This window comes from Lentibacillus sp. CBA3610, from assembly GCF_013373365.1.
Lineage (GTDB): Bacteria > Bacillota > Bacilli > Bacillales > Amphibacillaceae > Lentibacillus.
The window spans coordinates 691,416-714,122 of sequence record NZ_CP035925.1; the positions used below are offsets into that span (position 1 = coordinate 691,416).

27 protein-coding genes are annotated in these 22,707 nt (G+C 43.5%); 17 read left to right on the forward strand and 10 right to left on the reverse strand.

The window, feature by feature from the left end:
• Positions 1-27 precede the first annotated feature (27 nt).
• The gene (locus Len3610_RS03525) at positions 28-1,377 is read right to left on the reverse strand and encodes an MATE family efflux transporter (protein ID WP_176446739.1); all 1,350 of its coding nucleotides are present in this window, start codon (positions 1,375-1,377) and stop codon (positions 28-30) included.
• 146 nt (positions 1,378-1,523) lie between these two features.
• On the opposite strand from Len3610_RS03525, the gene Len3610_RS03530 reads away from it, so the two are divergent.
• Together Len3610_RS03530 and Len3610_RS03535 are read left to right on the forward strand one after the other, a co-directional pair.
• The gene (locus Len3610_RS03530; protein ID WP_176446740.1) at positions 1,524-1,859 is read left to right on the forward strand and encodes an ASCH domain-containing protein; all 336 of its coding nucleotides are present in this window, start codon (positions 1,524-1,526) and stop codon (positions 1,857-1,859) included.
• A gap of 52 nt (positions 1,860-1,911) precedes the next feature.
• Positions 1,912-2,967, forward strand: a complete 1,056-nt coding sequence (locus Len3610_RS03535; RefSeq protein ID WP_176446741.1) for an LLM class flavin-dependent oxidoreductase — start codon at positions 1,912-1,914, stop codon at positions 2,965-2,967.
• A gap of 138 nt (positions 2,968-3,105) precedes the next feature.
• Here Len3610_RS03535 and Len3610_RS03540 read toward each other — a convergent pair whose 3' ends face one another.
• The 3 genes from Len3610_RS03540 to Len3610_RS03550 form a co-directional block, all read right to left on the reverse strand.
• The gene (locus tag Len3610_RS03540; protein WP_176446742.1) at positions 3,106-3,669 is read right to left on the reverse strand and encodes a hypothetical protein; all 564 of its coding nucleotides are present in this window, start codon (positions 3,667-3,669) and stop codon (positions 3,106-3,108) included.
• The gene (locus Len3610_RS03545; RefSeq protein WP_255259781.1) at positions 3,656-3,874 is read right to left on the reverse strand and encodes a hypothetical protein; all 219 of its coding nucleotides are present in this window, start codon (positions 3,872-3,874) and stop codon (positions 3,656-3,658) included. Before Len3610_RS03545 ends, Len3610_RS03540 begins: the two co-directional genes overlap by 14 nt.
• 248 nt (positions 3,875-4,122) lie before the next feature.
• Complete coding sequence (locus Len3610_RS03550; RefSeq protein ID WP_176446744.1) at positions 4,123-4,572, reverse strand: Lrp/AsnC family transcriptional regulator; 450 nt, start codon at positions 4,570-4,572, stop codon at positions 4,123-4,125.
• 203 nt (positions 4,573-4,775) lie between these two features.
• Here Len3610_RS03550 and Len3610_RS03555 point away from each other — a divergent pair, with 203 nt between their 5' ends.
• The 3 genes from Len3610_RS03555 to Len3610_RS03565 are packed head-to-tail and all read left to right on the forward strand — an operon-like array spanning position 4,776 to position 7,509.
• Positions 4,776-6,389: a gamma-glutamyltransferase family protein gene (locus Len3610_RS03555; protein WP_176446745.1), complete on the forward strand. Its 1,614-nt coding sequence runs from the start codon at positions 4,776-4,778 to the stop codon at positions 6,387-6,389.
• A complete protein-coding gene (locus Len3610_RS03560; protein ID WP_255259782.1) occupies positions 6,383-6,982 on the forward strand; it encodes a chromate transporter in 600 nt (199 codons plus the stop codon). The genes Len3610_RS03555 and Len3610_RS03560 overlap by 7 nt, the downstream gene beginning before the upstream one ends.
• Entirely contained in the window at positions 6,982-7,509 is a 528-nt protein-coding gene (locus Len3610_RS03565; protein ID WP_176449539.1) for a chromate transporter, read from the forward strand. The genes Len3610_RS03560 and Len3610_RS03565 overlap by 1 nt, the downstream gene beginning before the upstream one ends.
• A gap of 143 nt (positions 7,510-7,652) precedes the next feature.
• On the opposite strand, the gene Len3610_RS03570 is transcribed toward Len3610_RS03565, so the two are convergent.
• On the reverse strand, positions 7,653-8,702 hold the full coding sequence (locus Len3610_RS03570) for an SDR family oxidoreductase (protein WP_176449540.1): 1,050 nt from the start codon (positions 8,700-8,702) through the stop codon (positions 7,653-7,655).
• A gap of 654 nt (positions 8,703-9,356) precedes the next feature.
• Between Len3610_RS03570 and Len3610_RS03575 the strand changes: the two genes are divergently transcribed.
• The 8 genes from Len3610_RS03575 (at position 9,357) to Len3610_RS03610 (ending at position 16,230) form a co-directional block, all read left to right on the forward strand.
• The gene (locus tag Len3610_RS03575) at positions 9,357-9,773 is read left to right on the forward strand and encodes a GntR family transcriptional regulator (RefSeq protein WP_176446746.1); all 417 of its coding nucleotides are present in this window, start codon (positions 9,357-9,359) and stop codon (positions 9,771-9,773) included.
• Entirely contained in the window at positions 9,766-10,680 is a 915-nt protein-coding gene (locus Len3610_RS03580; protein ID WP_176446747.1) for an ABC transporter ATP-binding protein, read from the forward strand. Before Len3610_RS03575 ends, Len3610_RS03580 begins: the two co-directional genes overlap by 8 nt.
• A gap of 1 nt (position 10,681) precedes the next feature.
• The gene (locus tag Len3610_RS03585) at positions 10,682-11,053 is read left to right on the forward strand and encodes a hypothetical protein (protein ID WP_176446748.1); all 372 of its coding nucleotides are present in this window, start codon (positions 10,682-10,684) and stop codon (positions 11,051-11,053) included.
• Positions 11,054-12,175: 1,122 nt separating this feature from the next.
• The gene (locus Len3610_RS03590) at positions 12,176-12,880 is read left to right on the forward strand and encodes an ABC-2 transporter permease (RefSeq protein WP_176446749.1); all 705 of its coding nucleotides are present in this window, start codon (positions 12,176-12,178) and stop codon (positions 12,878-12,880) included.
• Between the two features lie 113 nt (positions 12,881-12,993).
• Positions 12,994-14,025 carry a S66 family peptidase gene (locus Len3610_RS03595; RefSeq protein WP_176446750.1) on the forward strand — a complete coding sequence of 344 codons (1,032 nt, stop codon included), beginning with the start codon at positions 12,994-12,996 and terminating at the stop codon, positions 14,023-14,025.
• A gap of 118 nt (positions 14,026-14,143) precedes the next feature.
• Positions 14,144-14,713 (forward strand): Uma2 family endonuclease, encoded by a 570-nt coding sequence (locus tag Len3610_RS03600; RefSeq protein ID WP_176446751.1) that lies wholly within the window; start codon positions 14,144-14,146, stop codon positions 14,711-14,713.
• A 179-nt stretch (positions 14,714-14,892) separates the two neighbouring features.
• On the forward strand, positions 14,893-15,222 hold the full coding sequence (locus tag Len3610_RS03605) for an ArsR/SmtB family transcription factor (RefSeq protein WP_176446752.1): 330 nt from the start codon (positions 14,893-14,895) through the stop codon (positions 15,220-15,222).
• A 60-nt stretch (positions 15,223-15,282) separates the two neighbouring features.
• Positions 15,283-16,230: a cation diffusion facilitator family transporter gene (locus Len3610_RS03610; RefSeq protein WP_176446753.1), complete on the forward strand. Its 948-nt coding sequence runs from the start codon at positions 15,283-15,285 to the stop codon at positions 16,228-16,230.
• Between the two features lie 92 nt (positions 16,231-16,322).
• Here the strand turns inward: Len3610_RS03610 and Len3610_RS03615 are convergent, their stop codons facing one another.
• Positions 16,323-17,021, reverse strand: a complete 699-nt coding sequence (locus Len3610_RS03615) for a DUF421 domain-containing protein (protein ID WP_176446754.1) — start codon at positions 17,019-17,021, stop codon at positions 16,323-16,325.
• A gap of 105 nt (positions 17,022-17,126) precedes the next feature.
• Positions 17,127-17,300 carry a hypothetical protein gene (locus Len3610_RS03620; protein ID WP_176446755.1) on the reverse strand — a complete coding sequence of 58 codons (174 nt, stop codon included), beginning with the start codon at positions 17,298-17,300 and terminating at the stop codon, positions 17,127-17,129.
• A 264-nt stretch (positions 17,301-17,564) separates the two neighbouring features.
• On the opposite strand from Len3610_RS03620, the gene Len3610_RS03625 reads away from it, so the two are divergent.
• The 3 genes from Len3610_RS03625 to Len3610_RS03635 are packed head-to-tail and all read left to right on the forward strand — an operon-like array spanning position 17,565 to position 19,864.
• Positions 17,565-17,774 carry a hypothetical protein gene (locus Len3610_RS03625; RefSeq protein WP_176446756.1) on the forward strand — a complete coding sequence of 70 codons (210 nt, stop codon included), beginning with the start codon at positions 17,565-17,567 and terminating at the stop codon, positions 17,772-17,774.
• A 31-nt stretch (positions 17,775-17,805) separates the two neighbouring features.
• Entirely contained in the window at positions 17,806-19,245 is a 1,440-nt protein-coding gene (locus Len3610_RS03630) for a sodium:solute symporter family protein (RefSeq protein WP_176446757.1), read from the forward strand.
• A 16-nt stretch (positions 19,246-19,261) separates the two neighbouring features.
• A complete protein-coding gene (locus tag Len3610_RS03635) occupies positions 19,262-19,864 on the forward strand; it encodes a hypothetical protein (protein ID WP_176446758.1) in 603 nt (200 codons plus the stop codon).
• Between the two features lie 150 nt (positions 19,865-20,014).
• Here Len3610_RS03635 and Len3610_RS03640 read toward each other — a convergent pair whose 3' ends face one another.
• Together Len3610_RS03640 and Len3610_RS03645 are read right to left on the reverse strand one after the other, a co-directional pair.
• The gene (locus Len3610_RS03640; protein WP_176446759.1) at positions 20,015-20,524 is read right to left on the reverse strand and encodes a DUF3231 family protein; all 510 of its coding nucleotides are present in this window, start codon (positions 20,522-20,524) and stop codon (positions 20,015-20,017) included.
• A 257-nt stretch (positions 20,525-20,781) separates the two neighbouring features.
• Complete coding sequence (locus Len3610_RS03645; protein WP_176446760.1) at positions 20,782-20,904, reverse strand: YjcZ family sporulation protein; 123 nt, start codon at positions 20,902-20,904, stop codon at positions 20,782-20,784.
• A gap of 283 nt (positions 20,905-21,187) precedes the next feature.
• Here Len3610_RS03645 and Len3610_RS03650 point away from each other — a divergent pair, with 283 nt between their 5' ends.
• The gene (locus tag Len3610_RS03650; protein ID WP_176446761.1) at positions 21,188-21,904 is read left to right on the forward strand and encodes a class I SAM-dependent methyltransferase; all 717 of its coding nucleotides are present in this window, start codon (positions 21,188-21,190) and stop codon (positions 21,902-21,904) included.
• A gap of 324 nt (positions 21,905-22,228) precedes the next feature.
• On the opposite strand, the gene Len3610_RS03655 is transcribed toward Len3610_RS03650, so the two are convergent.
• The gene (locus Len3610_RS03655) at positions 22,229-22,681 is read right to left on the reverse strand and encodes an Hsp20/alpha crystallin family protein (protein ID WP_176446762.1); all 453 of its coding nucleotides are present in this window, start codon (positions 22,679-22,681) and stop codon (positions 22,229-22,231) included.
• Between the last annotated feature and the right edge of the window lie 26 nt (positions 22,682-22,707).

The window sequence follows — 22,707 nt, forward strand, 5'->3', positions numbered from 1 at the left end:
TAAATCATAACCAGAGAGAGTCGTGCGTCAATAGCCATACGTACTCAACTTCCGGTTTATGACACCGCGCCTTGCAAACACCAGCAGGAAAATTGCCGTCATTCCTTCAGCAACCGGAAGCGCAAGCCAGATACCCGTTGTACCGAAAAGGAACGGGAGAATGATGAGTGCAGCAATTAACAGAATAAAACCGCGGAACAGAGTGATGCCAATGGACGGCCGTATATACGCAGTTGACTGGTAGTAGGTCATGTAGGTGAAATTCACACCCATGAACAAATAACCAATGAAAAACAATCGAATCCCTTTAATGGCAAGCTGACGTATTTCTACGGATTCCACCCCGAAAATCGAAACGAGCCACCCGGCACCGAACCAGCCAATAATAAGAAAAGCAGCCCCCAGTGCAAACCCCGTTATTTCAGAAATCCTCACTGTATTCCTGATGGCTTCATGTTTCTTTGCACCGTAATAGAAACTGATCATCGGCTGAATGGACGTGCCAATCCCGATAAATGCCAGGAACATAAAAGTGTGCAAATAATTAATGACCGAAAATGCTGCCAGTCCGGTCGTGCCCGCATAATAAGACAATGCAATATTGTACCCGATCACAAAAACACCGGTTCCAGCCTCTGATAAAAAGTTGGGAAAACCTAATTTCCCCGTCAACAGAATGTCATTTTTTTGCCACCTCGGCCGGACAAATTTTAACCCGGCGTCTTTCTTGAGAAAATGAAGGGTATAGACCAGAAGACCGGCTGCTGTTGCGATCATCGATGCAAGTGCTGCCCCGACCACTTCCATTTCCAATATAAAAATCATCCAGTAATTCAAAACGATATTGAGCAGTGCTGACACTACAAGCCCTGCCATGGCAAGCTGCGGACTGCCGTCATTGCGGACAAAAATGCTTAAGGTGTTTTCCCATGCCACGATGGGCGCCCACATAAAAATGATCTGCATATAATCCATGGCATAACCTAATGTATCCGCGTTTGCACCAAACAATCGGGCGAGCGGTTTAGAGGTGAGATAACCTGCTAAACCGATGATAATCATTACAATGGTCACAAGTACCATAGCAAGTGTGAACACCCGTTGTGCTTTTTCAGTATCCCCTTCACCCGTCGCCATTGAATACAGGGTGCCGCCGCCGATTCCAATTAATAGCGAAATGGATATGATGATCGACCAGACGGGGACGGCGATATTGACACTGGCCAGCGCTACCGATCCGATGCCATTACCGACGAAGATGCCATCAATGACAATGTTTGCTGACATCAGCATCATTCCGACAAGGGTTGGGACGAGATATTGAAAGAAACTTTTTGTTACACTTTGGTTTAAGAGTCGTTGTTCTGCTAGGCCCATATAGTTTCTCCTGACGTTTATACTCCATGTTCATTGTATAACGTTGCTGCAGGAAAATCCATTATAGAGGAAAATGTGTTAGACATCCATTCCTATGTTTGTTTATATGTGCTCAATATGAGAAAAATACGAGGGGAGATGATAACATGGAAATGAATAAACAGAACTGGCCTGAAAAATATGACATTGCTAAACTCGTCACGATTCAGAAAGATATCCAAAAAATCATTCGTGGTGATAAAATGTCTGTACGGCGCAATGACCGGTATGCTGATCCTGGAGACAGATTGGAACTTAACGGGAACACCGTTATAGTTGAAAATGTATATCCCCAAAAACTGGGAGAAATAACAGAGCAGGATGCACAGCAGGAAGGTTATGGAAGCCTGGAAGAATATAAAAATGGCATTACCAAAATCCACGGTGAAAAAGTCTGGAATTCCGACTTGATTGTATGGGTTCATATATTGAAACCAGTTTGAGAGGGACAAGGGGTCTGACCCTTTGTCCCAGTTAAGGAGGTTGGGTTATAAAATGGAAAACTATCGGATTGATCGGAGTAAAGGTTTGGAATTTGGTCTTTATACATTAGGTGATCATCTGCCGGATCCTGGAACGGGGGAGCGTATTTCAGCTCGGCAGCGTATTCGTGAGATCATTGAACTGGCACAGCTGGCTGAAGAGGCAGGTCTTGATTTTTACAGTGTCGGGGAAAGTCACCAGGACTATTTTGCAACACAGGCACATTCGGTTGTTTTATCAGCGATTGCTCAGGCGACTGAAAAAATCAAAATATCCAGTTCGTCGACGATCATCAGCACACTGGATCCGGTACGTGTTTATGAGGACTTTGCAACGATTGATTTGATTTCTGAGGGGCGTGCCGAAATTGTTGCCGGACGTGCATCAAGGGTTGGCGTTTATGATTTACTGGGGTATGATCTTCGTGATTACGAAGAACTGTATGAAGAGAAATTTGATCTCTTGAATAAAATTAATGAAGAAGAGGTTGTCAATTGGAGCGGTGAATTCCGTGCACCGCTACGTGATGCGAGGGTTCTTCCGCGTCCGCTGAATGGCTCGCTTCCGATTTGGCGTGCTGTCGGCGGAACACCCGCCAGTGCCATTAAAGCAGGTTTTGCCGGGGTTCCGATGTATATGGCGCACTTAGGCGGGCCGGTTTCTGCTTTTAAACAAACGGTTGATGCTTACCGTGAAGCCTTACAGCAAAGCGGCTATGACCCGGCGGAGCTGCCTGTATCAACGGCAGGATTTTTCTATGCTGCTGAGACAACGCAGGACGCTTTGAGGGAATATTATCCGCATATAAATGAGGGCATGAAGCGAACAAACGGCCAGGGATTTCCGAAACAAGGGTTTGCGCAGGCACAGGATAATCGCACCGTCATTAATGTCGGCAGCCCGCAGCAGATTATTGAAAAAATCCTTTATCAGTATGAACAATTCGGTCACCAGCGTTATATTGCGCAAATGGATTTTGGCGGTGTGCCGTTTGATAAACTGAAGAAAAATATTGAGTTAATCGGAACGGAAATTCTGCCGGCTGTCAAAAAGTATACGGCGGAGTAGGATTAATGGGGTCTGTCCCCCACTGCGGTAGTGTGTTAACGTAGTGAGGGACAGACCCCTATTTGACTAACAATATGGATAATAAAAAACGCAAACTTGTTGTGATGTCTTATCACACGTCTGTAATCAGGTATTAAATCATATATCATTCAGCCATTGTTTTAGTACGTTTAACGTTTGGTCTTTTTCTGCTGTATCTTTTAAGTAGTCAAGATCCAAGCGTTTGAAATGAATTGAAAAGAGCCGTTTTCCCCATTCACAATCTGATGACGATTGCCAATGAACACAAGCACGTAATCGATCCAAAATAATATCTTCTATCCCGATAACATAAACATGAAGACCATTATCTAACAGTAGTTCTGTCACTTTTGTATCATCAGCATCTTCAAGCATGTCATTTGGTATTTCGACGCTTATCAGTAACTCTTTGTGATACCAATGACGTCCCTCACTCACAAATCCGAGCAATTTCAAATATTTATCGGCTATACCGTACTGGCTGAATATGATGTCTATATCTAACGTAGTATACTCACTCCTGGTATAGATTTCGACAGCCAAACCGCCAACAATAATGGGTTTTAAATTTTCCCGTTCGAAAAGACTGGTCAATATAGCAGTTGTTTGAACCATTTTTTCAAATTTTGGCTTTTCTTTTAATGAATCGATTTTTGATTTGGCCTCTTCAATCGAAATCATAGAACCACTTCCGTTTTGAAAGATATTTTATTTTACCTTCTTGTTCAGCTCTTTTCCATTTCTCCATACAAAGTTTATCAAGAATGACCTCTTCTTCTTTATCCCTTTGGCGGGTGCGGATAATTTTTGCAGAGTTGCGGTTTCTGACTATCTGTTGCTCTGCTTTGGGCTTTTGTTCAGTAATCCATTGGTTGAGGTCATTCATGTTTATTTTCCTCATTGCGATCACCTCGGAGAACATCTTTCATTTAGTATATCATGTTTAACTGGAAAGTAAGATAGGAAACATACAGTATCAATAGAAAAAGGGCAAAAGACGTTAAAAAATTCTCCCCATTTTCCTCTTATGGTCCAAGTTGATGGGGAGGCACATCGGGTACGTAGGGGGGTCTGTCCCCCACTACGGTAATGCGTTAACGCAGTGGGGGACAGACCCCCTATTGACCCCCTATTCTAGAGTTTATAGCCTGTCCTGCTTTTAAACCGCTTCAGGATGACACTGCTCTCGACCCTTGTAATCCCTTTAACGGAATACAATTCACTGTTTATAAAGTTTTCCAGTTTCACAAAGTCTTCCACCAAAACGTGCATATGTAAAGTGCTGGGGCCCGTCATTTGGTAGATACTTGCCACGTTTGGGTGGTCTGCCAGGTTTTGGGCTACCTCTTGAAACTGGTAGGGTTCCACGTCAACTTCAAAAAATGCCGATACGGTTTTCCCGACTTTCTCCGAGTTAATGACCACGGAAAATTTTTCAATGATGCCTTTCTCTTTCATGTTATTGATTCGATCCTTCACAGCCACCCTTGATATGCCGACCTTTTCTGACAATTCAACATATGACGCTCTGCCATCTTCAACTAATTCTTCCAATAATTTTTTGTCTATGTCATCTACCTTCATGGCACACCTCCAGAATACAATCGATTATGAATAATATAACACGACTTCATTAAATGTAACTAGTTTGATGTTTTTTCTTTAAGAATGAAAGTAAAATTTTTATTGTGCATTATTTTTGTTTAATAATTTAGTTGACAGACAACTAAGTGTGAAGTAAAATAATATTTAATTTAGAAAATTTTTAAAGGTGGGGGAATATCACAATGAAGAATCTTAATCACCTTAATTATCCATATGCTTCGCCAAGACTATCGACCTTTGCGAAGAACGGGATGGTTGCGACGTCACAGCCGCTCGCATCCCAGGCTGGGCTGGATATATTACGAAAAGGCGGGAATGCTATTGATGCCGCCATTGCCACCGCGGCATGTCTGACAGTTGTGGAGCCGACATCGAACGGAATCGGCGGTGATGCGTTTGCGCTTGTTTGGACGAAAGGTAAGTTACATGGACTGAATGCAAGTGGACGTGCGCCTGAATCCATTTCAATTGAAGCTGTTAAAGATAAAGGATACGAAGAGCTCCCCAAGTATGGGTGGGTTCCGGTGACGGTGCCGGGCGTTCCGGCAGCCTGGGCTGATCTTTCCAGGGAATTTGGCAAGCTACCGTTTCAGGAAGTTCTGCAGCCCGCCATTGATTATGCGCGGGAAGGCTTTCCGGTTTCACCGACATTAAGCCGTTTTTGGAAAAAAGGCTTTAACATGTTTAAGGAAAAACTGACAGATGATATGTTTTCGGAATGGTTCAGGACATTTGCGCCGGACGGAAGGCCTCCTGAGCCCGGTGAGATTTGGTTTTCGGAAAATCACGTCAGGACCTTGGAAAAAATCGCTGAGTCGAATGCAGAATCATTTTATCGTGGGGAGTTGGCTGAAGAGATTGCTGCATTTTCTGAACAAAATGCTGGCTTCTTGGCAGCTGCGGATTTAGCGGCTCATAAGTCGGAATGGGTGGATCCAATCAGTGTGAATTACCGGGGTTATGATGTCTGGGAAATCCCGCCGAATGGCCAGGGAATGGTTGCGTTACAGGCCCTTAATATTTTACAAGAGTTTAACTTTGCGGAAAAAGAAAGCATTGATACATACCATAAACAAATTGAAGCGATAAAATTGGCATTCGCCGATGGGCAGGCGCATATTACAGACCGCAGCCATATGCGGTATACCACAGACGAATTGTTGAATGAAGCGTACGCCAGGAGCAGAAAAGAGCTGATTGGTGAAACCGCCGGGCTCCCTGAAGCGGGTGAACCGTCTCAGGGCGGAACGGTTTATCTGGCTGCAGCGGACAGTGAAGGGAATATGGTATCGTTTATCCAGAGCAATTACATGGGCTTTGGCTCCGGTCTGGTCGTCCCGGGCACCGGAATTGCCCTGCAGAATCGCGGTCATAATTTTTCCATGAATCCGGAACATGTTAATGCCCTGGAAGGTGGTAAGCGAAGTTATCACACAATCATACCGGGCTTCATGACACACGGTAACCAGCCGGTCGGTCCGTTTGGTGTTATGGGCGGTTTTATGCAGCCGCAAGGGCACGTTCAGGTTGTGATGAACACCGTTGATTTTGGTCTGACGCCACAGGCTGCACTGGATGCGCCACGGTGGCAATGGTTTAAGGATAAAAAAATAGAAGTGGAAAACCGCTTCCCTCATCATTTAGCCCAAGGACTGTCGGAAAAGGAGCATGAGGTAACAATTCAACTTGAGCCAAACGGTTTTGGCAGAGGTCAGATTATTTGGCGTGATCCTGATACCGGCGTTCTTGTTGGCGGTTCTGAGACACGCACAGATGGCGGGGTTGCTTGTTGGTGACGAATCAAACGACAACACATGAGAATAAAGGAAAACAGCAATGGCACCTTTTTTTGGCCTTTTTCCGGGTCGGCATCTTCGGTTATGGAGGTGGACCCGGATCAATTCCACTGATCCATAAAGAAGTCGTGGATAAATATGGGTGGCTGAATGATGAGGAATTTGGCGATGTGTTAGCATTGGGCAATACACTCCCGGGTCCGATTGCAACCAAACTGGCCGGCTATATCGGGAATCGTGTGTCCGGTTTGCTGGGCATGATCAACGCGATTCTGGCTGTCATATTACCGACCATCGTTTTAATGATCGTCCTCTTAATGTCGTTATCATCCATCAGGGATTTTGATTGGGTGAATGGCATGACGGCTGCAGTCATGCCGGTTGTCGGGGTGATGCTGGCCGTTTTGACATGGCAGTTTTTCGAAAAAGCAGGTAAAGGCATGGGATGGATACAAACGATTGTCATGAGTGCCATTATTTTGGTTTTGTTGGAATTCACGGGGGTCCACCCGGGGATTGTCATAGCTGTATTGATCGCTGTGGCACTCGTTAAAAGAGATGGAGACCGTTCAAAGGAAGGTGAAGGGTCTTGATACTTTATTGGAATATTTTCGTTGCGTTTTTCATCCCTGGCATCCTGGGTTATGGTGGAGGTCCTGCATCAATTCCGCTGATTGAAAATGAAGTGGTCCAGCGCTATGGATGGATGAGCGTACAGGAATTCAGTGAAGTGCTGGCACTCAGTAACGCACTTCCGGGTCCGCTTGCTACGAAAATGGCCGGCTATATCGGATTTGAAGTGGGCGGAATTCCCGGTGCGATTGTGGCTGTCTTTGCCACGGTTGCCCCATCACTGATCCTGATGATTTTGTTATTAGGCATTTTATATAAGTATAAAGATTCGCCTAAGGTTAAACGTCTTACCCTGTATGTCCGGCCTGTCATTGCCATTTTGCTCGGCCTGATGGCATGGCGATTTTTTGCTGATTCGTATGAAGGGATTGGCATATGGCAAACAGCTTTTCTGATAGGTGCCAGCTATTTATTGCTGGAGCGCTTCAAAATTCACCCCGCCTTTGTGATTGCAGGGACGCTGGTGTATGGCGGGTTTGTTTTGTGAGACCCTGATACTTTTAATGAGAAAACATTTTATAGACCTCCCGCGAGTTTAGCTGTGGGGGTCTATTTTTCACTTGTGCTGAATGGTCTTGAAGGGGGCGACTTATTAATGACCGAAGCCATTAAGGTATCTGGGCCTGTGCTTTAAGTACGAGGTCGTTTAATAAGAGCCCAGACTGTCAAACCAATACCTGCAGCTACCGCGGTTGAGCAGATTGGATGCTTGCAAGCTTTGACATAAAGACTTCGTGATCGCCTCCAGCCTTCATTCGTTCCCCTTTCATGCATGCCATAACCTGCTTGATGGAGAGCACTTTCTTCACGCGGTTTTGACGGACGATCTGCCTGTTGGGTCGGGTACATGATTAGTTCCATCAACTTGTCTGTACAGCGGGGGAAAAGCGTTCCAATCAGTTTTAAGGCTTTTGCCTGCGAACCGACATACATATCGCGTTTCGGGTTTTCGGCTGAAAAGAGAATAGCTTCGGCTACAGCTTGGGGCGGATACAGCATTCCTATGTGTGCCGGCTGCTTCGCCATATAACTTGTGGCATGTTCATTATAGGGTGTATCGATTCTGCCCGGATGGATAAGGGTAACCGAAACCGGTGCTTTTTTCTTTTCCAATTCCATTCGGAGGCTTTCGGTCCAACCGTGTACAGCAAATTTGGAGGGAGCATATGTGGATTGAATGACTGTCCCTCTGTCGCCAAACAGGCTGCCGACATTAATCAAAGCACCTGGAACACCTCTTTCCTTGAAATGATTGACAGCGATTTTGGATCCGTATACCACGCCCCAAAAATTTGTATCAAACATGCGCTTGATGTCTTCATTATCCACATCCATCGCATGGCCAAAGATAGCGACGCCGGCATTATTCACCCATGTATCAAAACGCCCGAACGCATTGATAGCCGTTTCTGCAATTTTCTTGATGTCTTCCTCACGCCCTGCGTCTGCTTTGACCCACGTTGCCGTTCGTCCTTTTGCCCGTAATTCATCAACCAGTTCCTGCAGCGCATCTTCATTTCTGGCCGCTGCAACCACTTTTGCTCCTTTTGAACCCGCCATTCTTGCCGTCACAAGACCTATCCCGCTCGATGCCCCTGTAATCACAATGACCTGGTCTTCTAATTTCTTTAAGGTTTTATTATTCATCCCATTAAATGCTTGATTTGTTAAAGCAGTCATATTGTCCAAAATTTGGACGGCTTGATTGAGTTTGTTTTGTTTCATGTTGTATGCCTCCTTGAAGTTGGCTCAATTACTCGGAATTCTGCATCTGGATTGCTAAGCTTTTTTATTATTTACTCTAACTATAAAAAAATGCAGGCTTTGATTAATCAGCGTGAGATGGGGGTTGGGCGTTTCTTAAATTGAACTTGGCATGCTTGTCGCGCGAAATCAGGGTGGTGTCGCACGAAATCAGCGGATCGTTGCGCGAAATTGGGGTGGTGTCGCACGAAATTGGTGGATTATCGCGCGAATAAGAACTACAGCCAGGCGTGCATTTATTTATTCTTTGTTCTTAAAAGATTTTCGGCGGCTGCCGAAAATCAATAGCACAGAAGGTTGGTTTGGGGTATCTCTCGCACGATTTGAGGCGTTCTCGCACGGTTGGGACAGTCTCTCGTTCGATTTGAAGATTCTCCGCTGCTCCGTTCCGCCGTCCCACGCATTTGGGATGCTCTCGACCTGCTTTGCTTCCCACACACGAATTTGAGCAATTATATTCAAAAAGACTTGTTTTCACATATACTATCATGTATACTGTGTATATCATATAGACACAGTTAAGATGATTTAGGTTGCATGCGCTTTGTCGCACCGAGGGGGTGTCCTAATGTGCTGATACATATTTCGCAAACAAGTTCGACTCCGATGTATGAACAGGTAATCTCGGAAATACAGCGGCTGATTGCCATGGGGTATATGGAGCCGGATGAGATGCTGCCTTCGATCCGTGAGTTGTCGAAAGAGCTGATGATGAGTGGGATTACCATTCGCAGAGCCTATCAGGAATTGGAGCGAAGCGGGTTTATTTATACACGGAAAGGTAAGGGCAGTTTCGTAGCACAATTAAGTGAGGAAAGGCTGGCACAATGGAAAATGGAACAAGTACGTGGACCGCTTTTGGAATCGGTTTTGCAGGCAAAAAAACTGAACCTGGAAGAAGAGCAATTCCAGAAGCTGATTAAACACATATGGCAGGAAGCAGATAATGATACACAACGTCAGCAGGAGGGGGAAGACAATGTATAACAATGGTGAACAGCCTTTATTGGAAGTGAATGGGTTAAGGAAAGCATATCCGGATTTTCAATTACAGGATGTTAATTTCATATTACCCGCAGGCACAATCATGGGTTTTCTCGGCCGGAATGGAGCGGGAAAAAGTACGACGATGAGAGCGATCATGGATTTGATCAAACCGGATGACGGCGATATTCGAATCCTTGGTATGTCCATGCCGGAAGAGGAAGTTGCCGTGAAAGAACAGGTGGGCTATGTCGGGGATACACCGCTTATGAACAATGCATGGACAATGGAACGGACGTTGAATTTTGCCCGGCATTTTTATCCGGATTGGGATCAGGAAGCTGTTGAGCAAAATTTAGAGCGTTTTGAGATTCCGCGGGATAAAAAAATCAGTGAGCTTTCCAAGGGGATGAAGGTGAAGGCATCGCTCATACTGGCAATGGCTCATCAGCCGAAGTTACTGCTTTTGGATGAACCAACATCCGGATTGGATCCTGTCGTACGGACGGAAGTGTTGGAGCTGTTATTGGATTTTGTACAGGATGAAAGCCGCGGCGTTTTGTTTTCGTCACATATTACGTCCGATGTGGAAAAAATCGCGGACTGGGTGACAGTCATTGATGATGGTAAGATCTTCTTCAGCGAAGACAAGGAGTCCCTGTTGGATCGTTATCGGCGAATCGTGATCCCAGGAGATGGGACAAAGGGTCAGACCCTTTGTCCCACTTCGGATAAAGACAAAAAAGCAACGGATATATTGTTTAACTGTCAGCAGGCGATGGGCGGTTATGTCGGGTATACTGAGCGTTTTGATAGATTCCAAAAAATAGCAACTGGAAATTGGTATTCAGAACGTCTGACTTTGGAGGAACTTTTCGTGTTGTTGACAGGGAAAAAGGAGAGTAAGTGAAATGCGGGCTCTGATTCGACGTGAACTTGAAGGCATGGTAACCATCAGTATAAAAAGGAGTTTGCAGACATATATCGTTTTTGGACTCGTATTAATTCTGCTTATGTGGCTTTTAGGACCAAACATAATCGGTTATTTGGCAACGGACCTTATCAGTCTGTTCATATTTTTAATCGGTATGTTAGCGGCCGGGGTAAGTATGTTATCCGTAATGGAAGATGACGCCGCCAGCAGACAAGCTGGCATTTCTGCAAACATTACGGTCCGTAACAGACATCGTTCATGCGAAGTTTTCTTAGTACGCTCGTATTGTGCGGTTTCTATTTGTTTGGGGTATCTGCACTTATTTTCGGCAAATTTTGCTCATAAATAATGTCTGGACAGTTGATCGTGGGCAGTTGTATTTTTGTTTCTTGCCGTCCTTATTTTACTGGTGGCCGGGAATCTCTTATGGTATTTTTTGCGGGGAAGTTTGTACGGCGGTTGGATTAATTATGCCTTACTGCTTAATGGGGCAATGCTTTTGCTTTTTCTTGGTTTTTATAAGCCATTTGAAATATCATACCCCCTTTTGTACGGACTATCACTCGCATTATCTGTCCTGGTTTATCTAAGTTGCTGGCTGATCATGGTTGGAAGGGGAAAGAGCAAAGGATTTCCACTTGAGGTGGACGATCCAAAATGGGAAAAGATGAAAAACCACGCTGAGGAATTGAAAAGGCGCCAAGCCGAGCGTCAGTCTAGAAAGAACCAGATGTAAGGAGGGGTTGAGGTGAGGACGTTAATAAAAAGAGAACTCAGAGTGCTAAACATTGCTGAGGGCAGCAAAAACCCAGCACTGTTTATGGATGTCTTGAATAGGGATCCTCTCATAATAATCTGCTCGGTCGGGGTTTGCAAGGATTTTTGATGGTGAGGTTTTTAAAAAACATCTCTGTCCGTTGTTGAATGGTCCTTGTATGCAAGTGGTCTCCAATAGTCTGGAACGCGAAGGTACTAGCCGTCAGATGATTTTTCTGCAAACACTGCCTGAAAGAGCCACATTGTGGAGTGCCAAGTTTATAAGTTGTTATTAGTTGCGTGGTCATTGTCTGGATGAATGCAGTCATGTTTTTTACCATCTTCATAAGCAGCATCGGTATGGATGATTTCGGTTACTCTCGGGCTTTTTTTTTTCGTCGCTGATTATTTTTCTGGCTGCTGTTATAGTATTAACATATTTTTATAATGGCCCACGGAGCCTTTTTTTGATATCAATACTTTCCATATTTATCTGGGGCGGTGTGTGTGCTCTTACAGGATATTGCCTTGGGTTTTACCTGACAAGTCTCGGAATAGTTCCTGGAGGTTTAGTTTTTGCCATTTTTATGAGTATGGCACTGGTGGTCTATTTGATTTGCTGGTGGCTATCTGTACGAAGCGTTACGAAAAAAGGCTTTCCTTTAGCTAAAGGGCATAACGCAGACAGGATGAAGCTATTGCAAGGGGGGTCAAAATGAGGACAGATATGATTGCGGATTTCATCAAAGAAGAATGGTATAGTCAACGTCGGTTACTGTTTTGGTATTGCCTGACGTCCCTGATTCTTGGGTTATTGTTCATTTATGCCAGTCGTAATGGCTGGGTTTTGAACCAGGTGGAGAACCACGCGGGACTAAGTCTAGGGGAATTTTCGTTGACGGCTTTGGTGCTTCTTTTTATAGCTTATGTGATCAGTTGGGTGTTCTTGTCCACCAAGACTGACATGGAGATCCGGTCAGGGTTCTATCCGTTTTTACATACGTTGCCGATTACCATCAAAGAAATTGTCACAGCCAAATATATGGCAAATTTTTTGATGAATGGCCTCATGATCGCTTGGCTGTGTGGTATATGGTGGATTTATGAGCTGAGTTTTCCGGATGCTGCATCACTGACGGCCTGGACAGTGTTATGTACATTGGGTTTGTTTTATGCATTCAGTGTTTTGGCTGTTCATATGGCGTTTTTCTTTCGATGGGGGAGCGGATCGGTGATTTATGTCTTTCTACTATTACTGATTGTTGTGAGTCAATTTGAATTTGCCGATCAACTGTTTGAGCAAATCGTCAGTTGGATGGACCGGTCTCCTTTCTTGTTTTCGGGAATAGCTATTCTTTTAACGGCATGCATTTGGATTACTTGCTGGAACTGGTCGGTTAAGGCTTATCGGAAATATTAAGATGGGTGGAAAAGCTTTTCGATGTGTCCCTATTTAAGCAGGCCCTATGTTTATTCGTTTTTTGCCTGGTATGATAAGATAGCACAAACACAATCTTGAGAGGTGAATAGCCATTGTTAATAAAACCAGACAAATTGCAGCCGGGAGATAAAGTTGCGACCGTTAGCCCTTCTTCAGGAGTGGCTGGTGATCCGGATACCAGATGGCGTTACGATCAAGGTGTCAGGCGATTGGAAAATGACTTTGGTCTTGAGGTAGTGCCAATGCCGAATAGTTTAAAGGGAACAGACTATCTGCATGAAAACCCAGGGGCACGTGCTGAGGATCTAATGACTGCATTTAAGGATGAGCGTATCAAAGGAATTATTGCGAATGTTGGCGGTAAGGATTGTATTCAATTACTTCCCTATATTGATCTTGATGTTATCAGAGAGAATCCGAAAATATTTATGGGTTATTCTGATATAACGATTCCCCATTTGCTTATGCTTAAGGCAGGGATTTCTTCTTTTTATGGACCGAATGTTCTAACCGACTTTGCAGAAAATGTTGAGATGGCTTCATATACCGCTGATATGGTGAAACGTGTCCTCTTTTCGAATGAAATAGCCGGAGAGATCAAAGCTGCGAATGAATGGGCAATTGAGGTTTTGGAATGGGATGAAGCGGATAAAGATAAACCACTCAAGATGCTTGAGAATTCCGGCTATGAATTGCTGCAAGGCTCGGGTATTGTGCAGGGCCGGTTGATTGGTGGCTGTATGGATGTGCTGGAAACCGCGAAAGGTACAAAAATTTGGCCTGAGGCGGAAGATTGGGAAAACAGCATCCTTTTCCTGGAAGTTGCGGATGGAACACTGGAACCAACGCGTATAAAGTCATGGCTTCGAAACTATGGTGCGCAGGGTATTTTGCATAAGGTGAATGGCGTTATCTTTGGTAAACCACAGGATGAGATGTATTTTGCTGAATATAAAAAGGTCATTCAGGAAGTGATGAAGGAAAATGATCTGGAAAACTTGCCGGTTCTTTTTAACTTGAATTTTGGCCACACAAAACCAAAAACGATATTGCCATACGGTATACCAGCAAAAATTAATTGTCATGACGAAACGTTTTCGATATTAGAAAGCGGCGTGAAATAAGGATATGATTATCTTTAGTGAAATTTTTGAATATCCGCCTCGTTTCGATAAGTAACGGTGTCATGTGCCTTTGTTTGTGGTAATATAATGGTAAAGAAAAGGCGAAAGGGATGATTGGATGGCCATTCCAAACAGAAAAAAGAAATATTCGTATGCCGATTATCTGACATGGGAAGAGGGTAAAAGACTTGAGTTGATTGCAGGGGACATTTTCAATATGTCGCCTTCCCCTTCACGCAGACATCAACAAGTTCTGGGGGAATTATTTACAGCGTTCTCTGTTTTTTTACGTGGTAAGGAATGTGCCGCTTTTTTTGTCCCATTTGATGTACGGTTATTCTCGGAAAACAAGTGGGATGATGAGATCGATCATGTGCTCCAGCCTGATTTGTCGATTGTGTGTGACCCAAATAAACTTGACGACAAAGGATGTAATGGATCACCGGACATGATTATAGAAGTTCTCTCCCCATCATCCGTTAAAATGGATCGCTGGACGAAATATCAACTTTACGAGAAATCAGGGGTAAAGGAATATTGGTTGGTTGATCCGGTTCTGGAATCGGTAGAGATTCATTGTTTAAGTGATGAGGGCTATGAATTCCAAGGGGTCTTCACAAAAGAGGATACCATTTCCGTTTCGATTTTAACCGGAATGGAATTGGATCTGTCGCAAGTATTTGGATAAAGGAATCAAACTTGGTGTTCCTGGAAAAGAATGATTTCAACATATCTTTGGAAAGTTGACAAGCCCTGTTAACGTTTTTTATAATATGAACATATGCTAATATAACCATACATCACTTAATCAATAAATTTTTCCTTAATAAGCCGTGTGATTAATTTTTTCAAAGTGAGGGAATTTTAATGGATGACTATCATGTAAATCCGGAAGACGATCTGTATGAAGATTTGGATGAAGAAACGTTATTTGTCGTATCACAAACATTCAAGGCGTTAGGGGATCCGACAAGAATTCGAATCCTCCATTTACTTTTTTATCAGGAGTATTCTGTCAATCAGATTGCTGAGAACCTGCATCTCAGGCAATCAACCGTTTCACATCAGTTACGGTTTTTGAAAAATCTGCGGCTTGTAAAATACCGCAGAGAAGGTACAACACTGTATTATTCCCATGATGACGAGCATGTTATGAACTTGTTGGAAGAGTCCATCGAACACGCCAAACACAATTAGGCATATCATTAATATTAGTATATGAACAGATACTAGTTGATAAGGTTGGAGGGTTTTTAATTGGGACACGATCACAGTCATGATCATACACATGGTGCCAACAAAAGAGCATTATTGATCAGTTTTATCATTATAACCGCATACATGATTGTTGAAGTGATTGGGGGGCTCCTGACCAATAGCCTGGCACTATTATCGGATGCAGGGCATATGTTAAGTGATGCTGTTTCGCTCGGTGTCGGACTTTTAGCCTTCAAATTTGGGGAGAAGGTCGCCAGTTATCAAAAAACATATGGTTACAAACGATTTGAGATTTTGGCAGCGGTTTTTAATGGTGTAACACTTATAGCTATTTCATTATATATTTTTTTTGAAGCGTATCACCGTTTTATGGATCCACCCGAAGTTGCATCAACCGGCATGTTAATCATTGCTTCCATTGGCCTGATTGTGAACATTGCGGTTGCCTGGATTTTAATGCGCGGCGACACAGAAGAGAATTTAAATCTTCGGGCAGCTTTCCTGCACGTTATAGGGGATTTGTTTGGTTCGGTCGGAGCAGTCACCGCGGCACTGTTGATTATGTTCTTCGGCTGGGGCTGGGCTGACCCATTAGCGAGTGTACTCGTTGCCATTCTTGTACTCGTAAGTGGATGGCGTGTGACAAAAGATGCTGTTCATGTATTGATGGAAGGGACGCCTAAAAACGTTGAACTCGACGATATTATAAAAACGGTCGAAAATATCCCTGAAATTATCGCGATCCATGACCTGCATGTGTGGAGTATCACGAGCGGGCAAAATGCATTATCCTGTCATGCGGTGGTGAACGGCAACTTATCCGTCCATGAAAGCCAGCAGCTTTTGCGAACGATTGAGCGTGAATTGGAGAATAAAGGAATTGGCCATGTGACGATCCAGATGGAAAGTGAAGAACATCCGCATGAAGATTCTCTGTTTTGTCAAATTGATCATGACACCGGCACCAGTTATAATCACTCGAATTAAACACAGCAGCTGTTGCCCCAGGATATGCCATGTCAATCGAAAGTCGCTGATAGAAGCTCTGGATGTGCAGTAAAAAATCCGGCATAATCTGCTCACTGCACGGCATCATCCTTTTTATCGACATAAAGTGTGCCATCCGGCAGAACTTCTGCATAAAAGATCTGTGAAAAGGTTGTTGCCCCTGCCTGCTCTACTTGCTGTTCGAGCCAGTTCATATCAAGATTTAATGCTGCAAGGTTGTTTTGGTTAACGACGCCATCTGATATGACTTTTGTTGCAATCGGATAAACATTGGGAGTTGTCCCAGCCAAATTCATATCGCCCTTTGTTACACTTTGATTGATTTCCTTTTTCAGAACTGAGAGTTTGCCGCTGGTTTCAAAAATGGCATAGTCCACATCTGACATAGCAAAAATATTCTTTTGCCGCAGTAATGCACTAAGCTCGTCAATATCCAGACGAGCTTTACGGAGTGCACTCTCCATAATCTTCCCATCCTTAACAACTATCAGCGGCTGTCCGGTCGTTATTTTGCGTGCATTTAACGATTTAATATCTAAAATTCCTATAATAATTGTGATTAAAGCCCATCCGACAAGAGCAATGAGTCCATTTCGAAGACTTAAACTTTGACTTACAACGAGGTTAGCTGAAATAGAACCGATCGCAATCGCGGAAACAAAATTGAAAAATGTCATCTGACTGATTTCTTTCCTGCCCATAATTCTTGCCAAGGTAAATAATACAAGAAATGATAATACGATACGGAGCAAAAGTTCTGAAATGCTCATTTACAGCCCTGCTTTCGTCAAATTTATAAGTGTGTGTTCAAACAGAAGATCCTCTATTCGCCGTGTCATTTTCACCGGACTTTCTGAACAGGCTTTATAAGATTATTAATCATCATTCTCACTTGGTTCATACGCATCATATCTCAGTCGTGTTACTCTGGTAGACTCGCCCTTTTCGATTTCAGCTCTGGTGGCCGGTTCACCGTAGGAATCATCCGGGTCGATGCCTGGTGCTGTTACATCGTTATCTCTCTCATTCTTCCGCTTTCTTTTTTCCATGGGAAATACCTCCTTTGATTGTTATTGTTTCTGAAAGATCACATTTCATTAAAGGTGTTTTTTTCCTGCACCTTCTTAGTCAATCAGACGGCGGAGCCGGAATTAGGCTAAGCGGGCCCCTATTATTTATGCACCGCTGTCGAAAACGAATAAAAGTCAAGCATTAAAAAGTATTTATACTCGAAAAAATATATGGTAATCTATATTATATACCTGAATTTTTTAATAATTTGATATTTACCAAAATGGAGAGAGGTGATTTTGATGGCATCACGATCCAAATTTAAGGATCCAGGGTTTATTCTGACGGTCGTTCTGGTTATTTATGCCGGGTTTGTTTTCATCTGGTGGCCGACTGACATTTACATGCTTGGGATTTCACTGGTTGCCTGGCTGATGTTTATTGGATTGTTTTTCTGGTTCCTGCTGGCCGTGATTTATGCCGTGTGGATCGAAAAATTAGAAGGAAGTTGAATGTGATTTTTTAGGGGAGGGGCTTGATAGCATGCAGGTAACTGAATCGATTATTTTACTTATCTACCTGATTGTCATGACAATCATGGGTATCTATTTTTACAGGCGAGCACGGCAGTCAGAAAATGATTATTTCACTGCCGGACAGAGCATTAATACGTTCGTTGGGGCGTTTGCGATTTTTGCCGCTGTGGCGAGTTCCAGTTCCTTGATGGGGGCAGTCGGATCAGGGGTAGCGCTTGGTGTGCCTTATTTTTTCACATACGCTTTTGGTGTCATTGCAATTCTTCCATTTTCGATGTTTTTAGTGTCAGGTCAGATTCGCAGGTCCGGTGTAAAAACGCTTCCCGAATTTTTTAAGCAGCGGTTTGGGAAATCGGTGCAAATTGTTGCGGCGGCTATTGTTGTAATCGGTATGACATTTTACATGGTGCCGCAGCTGACAGCATCCGGGCTGATCGGGTCGCACGTGTTGGGGATTGATTACCCGATGGCTGTTATCATTTTGGGATTGGGTTTTACACTTTATGCTGCCCTTGGTGGCATGTGGGCGATCACATATACCGATCTTATTCAGGGTGCCATCATGCTCATTGGAATCATTATTTTGGCTTTATTTATAGTGGTTGATCATAATGGAATTGTTTCATTGATCAACGATGCATTGGCGGTGGATCCTGCATTCGGTGATATTACACAGCCTTGGATGTCTTATTTCGGTTTATTCATTGCATTTCTATGGTTTGGCATTATTTCACCATCGGTTGTTATGCGTAATTTTGCCTCCCGTGATGCAAAAACAGCCCGTCGTTCAGCCATGTGGGCATGTCTGCTTTATTTGGCATTATTTGTAGCCGGATTTTTCGTTACGGCTGCCGGTGCAAGCATGGGGATCATTGATACGTTGGATAATACGGATATGATATTTGTTTCGGTTATTGAGCAATATTTCCCGGCTATTCTGGGTGGTGTCATGCTTGCCGGTCTGATGGCAGCGATTATGTCATCGGCTGATGCCATGTTGCTCGCCATTTCTGCCGGTATTGCCCATGATATCTATAAGGAGCATATTAATCCAAAAGCCAATGAACGATTTGTAACCGGACTGGGTCTTGTTGTCATGATTGTCGCAAGTATTGTCGGTATTCTGATTGCCATCGAGCCACCGGGACTCATCGCGATCATGGTTGGCTGGGTCGGCGGATTCCTGCTATCGGCTTTCGGTTTTCCAATCGTCCTTGGTATATGGTGGAAACGTGCTAATACGCTGGGCGCGTTATCAGGTATGGTCGGCGGTTCCATCGTCTTTTTGATCCTGATTATTGGACAGTGGTTTCCGACCAATGCTGAGCCAATCATCGCAGCACCTGTATCATTAATTTTGATGATTGTTGTCAGTTTGATGACCGAACCGCCGTCAGATGAAACAAAAGAATTGGTGGATTATTATCATACTCATTTAGAAGAATAGTTAGGGTGATGCAACCATGCAGACGACTGATAGATCCATTAAACTGATAGGGGATAAAGTTGCAGTTTCAGAAAATAATTTATTCAAGCACGTTTATAAAACAGCCGGCATCAAAGCCAGGTTGAATAATATGATAGATGAAGATTATTTAAGGCAAAATACAAAGGGATGTGAATTAATTTATCATCCATTCTGGCTTGCGAAAACATTGGTTATTGCTGATAGACCGCCATTTCCGTCGCGCACGCAGCCGAATATGGTTTTCGTTGACGCTGTGTCAGGTTATCGGGGGGTATTTTCCCGTATCCCCCCGATAAGGGAACAGCAAATTAGCCTTAGTCATCTGGCTCAGCTGCGAATTTCGGAAAAAGATGATGCTATCAGGTATGTAAAAAATGTCCAGGAAAAGCAGATTAACCGCTCATATATTTTGAAAAAACCGCGGCATGAGATAAAAGAAATTTCTGTTGCATATCTGCCACTGTGGAAAGTCGCTGTTCGGAGTGGCTTAATCAATGAGACGTTTTATATTAACGGCAATACAGGCGAGTCGGAAAAATTCATGGCAGAGCGCTGGCAGAATGGAAAGGACTTGTTGCAGCATTCTGTTATGGGCTAAAAGTATAGTTAAACAAAGCATACTCATAGTTCAGTTTTGTGGAGAAAAAATTAGAGAACAGACAAACAAGGAATCTGTTCTCTTTTTCATGCCATTCTTCATTCAGATTTCAGCAAAAAAGTTTCACTTATTTCCAGCCGATGACAATCATTAATCGTCAACTTTACTTTGATGCAGCGGGGGAGGCACCAGCCAGCCCTTCTCTTTATTAAGTCTGAGGGCTTTTGCTCCTAGTGATGCCTTTTGAGTATGGAATTGTCCAAACATCATGGCAATATCCTCCCGCGTTGATTCACCTATTATCTTACTGCAAGACACTAAGCCCGCTGCAATCTCGCCGGATAGAGCGACTGCAATTTCCTGGTCCTGAAAACGAGCTCCCGCTGGAATATCCTCCCGGGAAGCTTTCGGACGTTCTGCAGGTGTTGGCGGCAGACCGACGCCATTATCTTTTAGGATTGTTTCAATCTGTTTGACCTCTTGCTGTGAAGCTTGAATTGCCTCTTCAAGCAATTTCCTCAAGTCCTCATCTCCTGCATGGTTGAGATGCGTCTGATTACCTGCAATCATTCCCTTGGCCGCCGTCAGAAAAGTCCATATACCGAAGACTTCGCCGTAGTGCATGGGTTCTTCTTTGGGATTTCCACCTAAAACTCCCATTGTCATCCTCCTTAACAAACTCATAGTAACGTCCTTTCAGTTTTTAGAATGCCCTGCCTTCATTGGTTCATTCAAAGATGTATATTAAATGAGGCACAGTCACTTTGTACTATATGTTGTTGAAGTCGCTTTTCTGTAACCATGTCCATCTTTTCAGAAATGATAAAAGGCCTATGGAAAACCTCCATAAGCCTTCCACCATATGAGAAAGAACATGTCAATTGAGAAGGTGGTCGTGCGGTTAAAAGGCTCTCACCTTAGTAATACCCGCCGCCGAAGCCTCCTCCACCAACGTAGGCACTGCCGACGATGATGAGCAGAATGAACAATACGACAATTAGGGCAAAGCCACCGCCGCCCCCTGCATATCCTGCACTCATTAAAAAGCACCTCCTTAGCGTGGATAGTGCCATACTATGCATCAATGAATATATAGTGTGGACAGGAGACTACCAATGGTTGAAAAAGCATGGAATATCATCGCATGTACCATAAAAATGCAAGTAATCGATAGGGTTCGTATCCTGGTCGACAGGTAATCCTGATTTTAAGAATTGCCGACAATATATATAATAGCCTGCTCCGTAAAAGTTCCTCAAACTAAGGCACCGATTCCACCCTTCCTTCATAAACTGACATAGCAGTTAACAAGGTGGAATAACATTGGAAAACAATCGATATCTTAAGGCACTAGCATTGATGGGAGTCGGTGGTGCGCATCCCGGTGGCTTGCACTTGACCAAACATATATTGGCAAGGGAAGAGATAAATGCTAATATGACTATTCTTGATGCAGGCTGTGGGACGGGGCAGACAGCTGCATATATAGCCGATCAATTCCAGTGTCGTGTTACAGCCCTTGATAATAGTGAAATGATGCTGGAGAAGGCGCGGGAAAGGTTTTCAGGAAAAAATCTGCCAATTGACATCAGACAGGGAAATATCGAAAACCTGTCATATCGAGATGATCTGTTCAACATGGTTGTCTTTGAATCAGTGTTAGCCTTCACTGATATTTCCCGGTCGATTGCAGAATGTAAAAGAGTTCTAAAGCCGGATGGCGTATTTTATGCGATTGAAATGGTACTTGAAAAGAAGCTGCCGGAACATGAATTAAAACCAATCATTGACTTCTATGGGATTGCTCGTTTACTGACTGAGGCTGAATGGCGTGACCTTTTTTCCGCTGCCGGTTTTTGGAATGTACGGGCGGAAGTCTTCAATCTGCCATTTGGAGACGTCGATTTGGATAACACACGGGACTTTTTACTATCGGAAACTATTGATGATGACATGTTTGACATTCTTCAGGAACATGAACAGTTAACAGCGTTGTATGCGGAACAGCTAGGTTTTCGTATATTCAGATGTTCGGTTTAAATCAGGGAGGATGATTTGGGAGGGAGATGTATTGGTATAAGCGATTGTACTATTAGAAGTTATTCAAAAAGTCCGGTAAAAATGATACATCGAATTTCTTCGTTGGCTTGTTCCTCGCTGCTCATGTATCTAAGTGCATACATTCCGTGCTCGAAACTGCGCCGCCTCGAAACCTTTTTATCCTCCTTTTTGAACACGCTCTATTAGCAGATTTGGAAGTTTTTCCGCATGTCGCTTTAGCAAGATCTTTCTGCTGATTGAAGTTAAAAGCCGGCTATCCGATCAATAGGATTGCCGGCTTTTAAAGTGTGTAAGCATCCCACATTAACTGTTTTCGTCAATAATATCGATATATTCCCGATTAATATCTTTTTTAGGAATCGTGACTTTTAATAACCCATCATGAAAGGACGCTCTTGTTTTCTCTTTTGGAATTGGGAATGGCAAAGTAATCGACCGTTCCATTTGCTGATAAGATTGGCTTTTGTTATTGTTATTTGTTTCGTTGTGAATTGAACCGGCCTCTGCAGCAATCCGTAATCGATTTCCGATCATCTCCAGTTCGATTTCATCACGTTTATAGCCCGGCAATTCAGCAGTCACAATAAATTCAGATTCGTTTTCATTTACATCAACCCAAAATGGCCTCAGGTTAAATACTGAATTCATGTGTTTGAATGATTCATTGAAAAACGAATCCATTTGTCCCATCAGATCCCTGAATGGCGACATATCAATATCAAACTTGCCTGGCCGGTTATTCTTGTTTGACTCCACTTTCACTCACCCCTCTAATAAAAGGT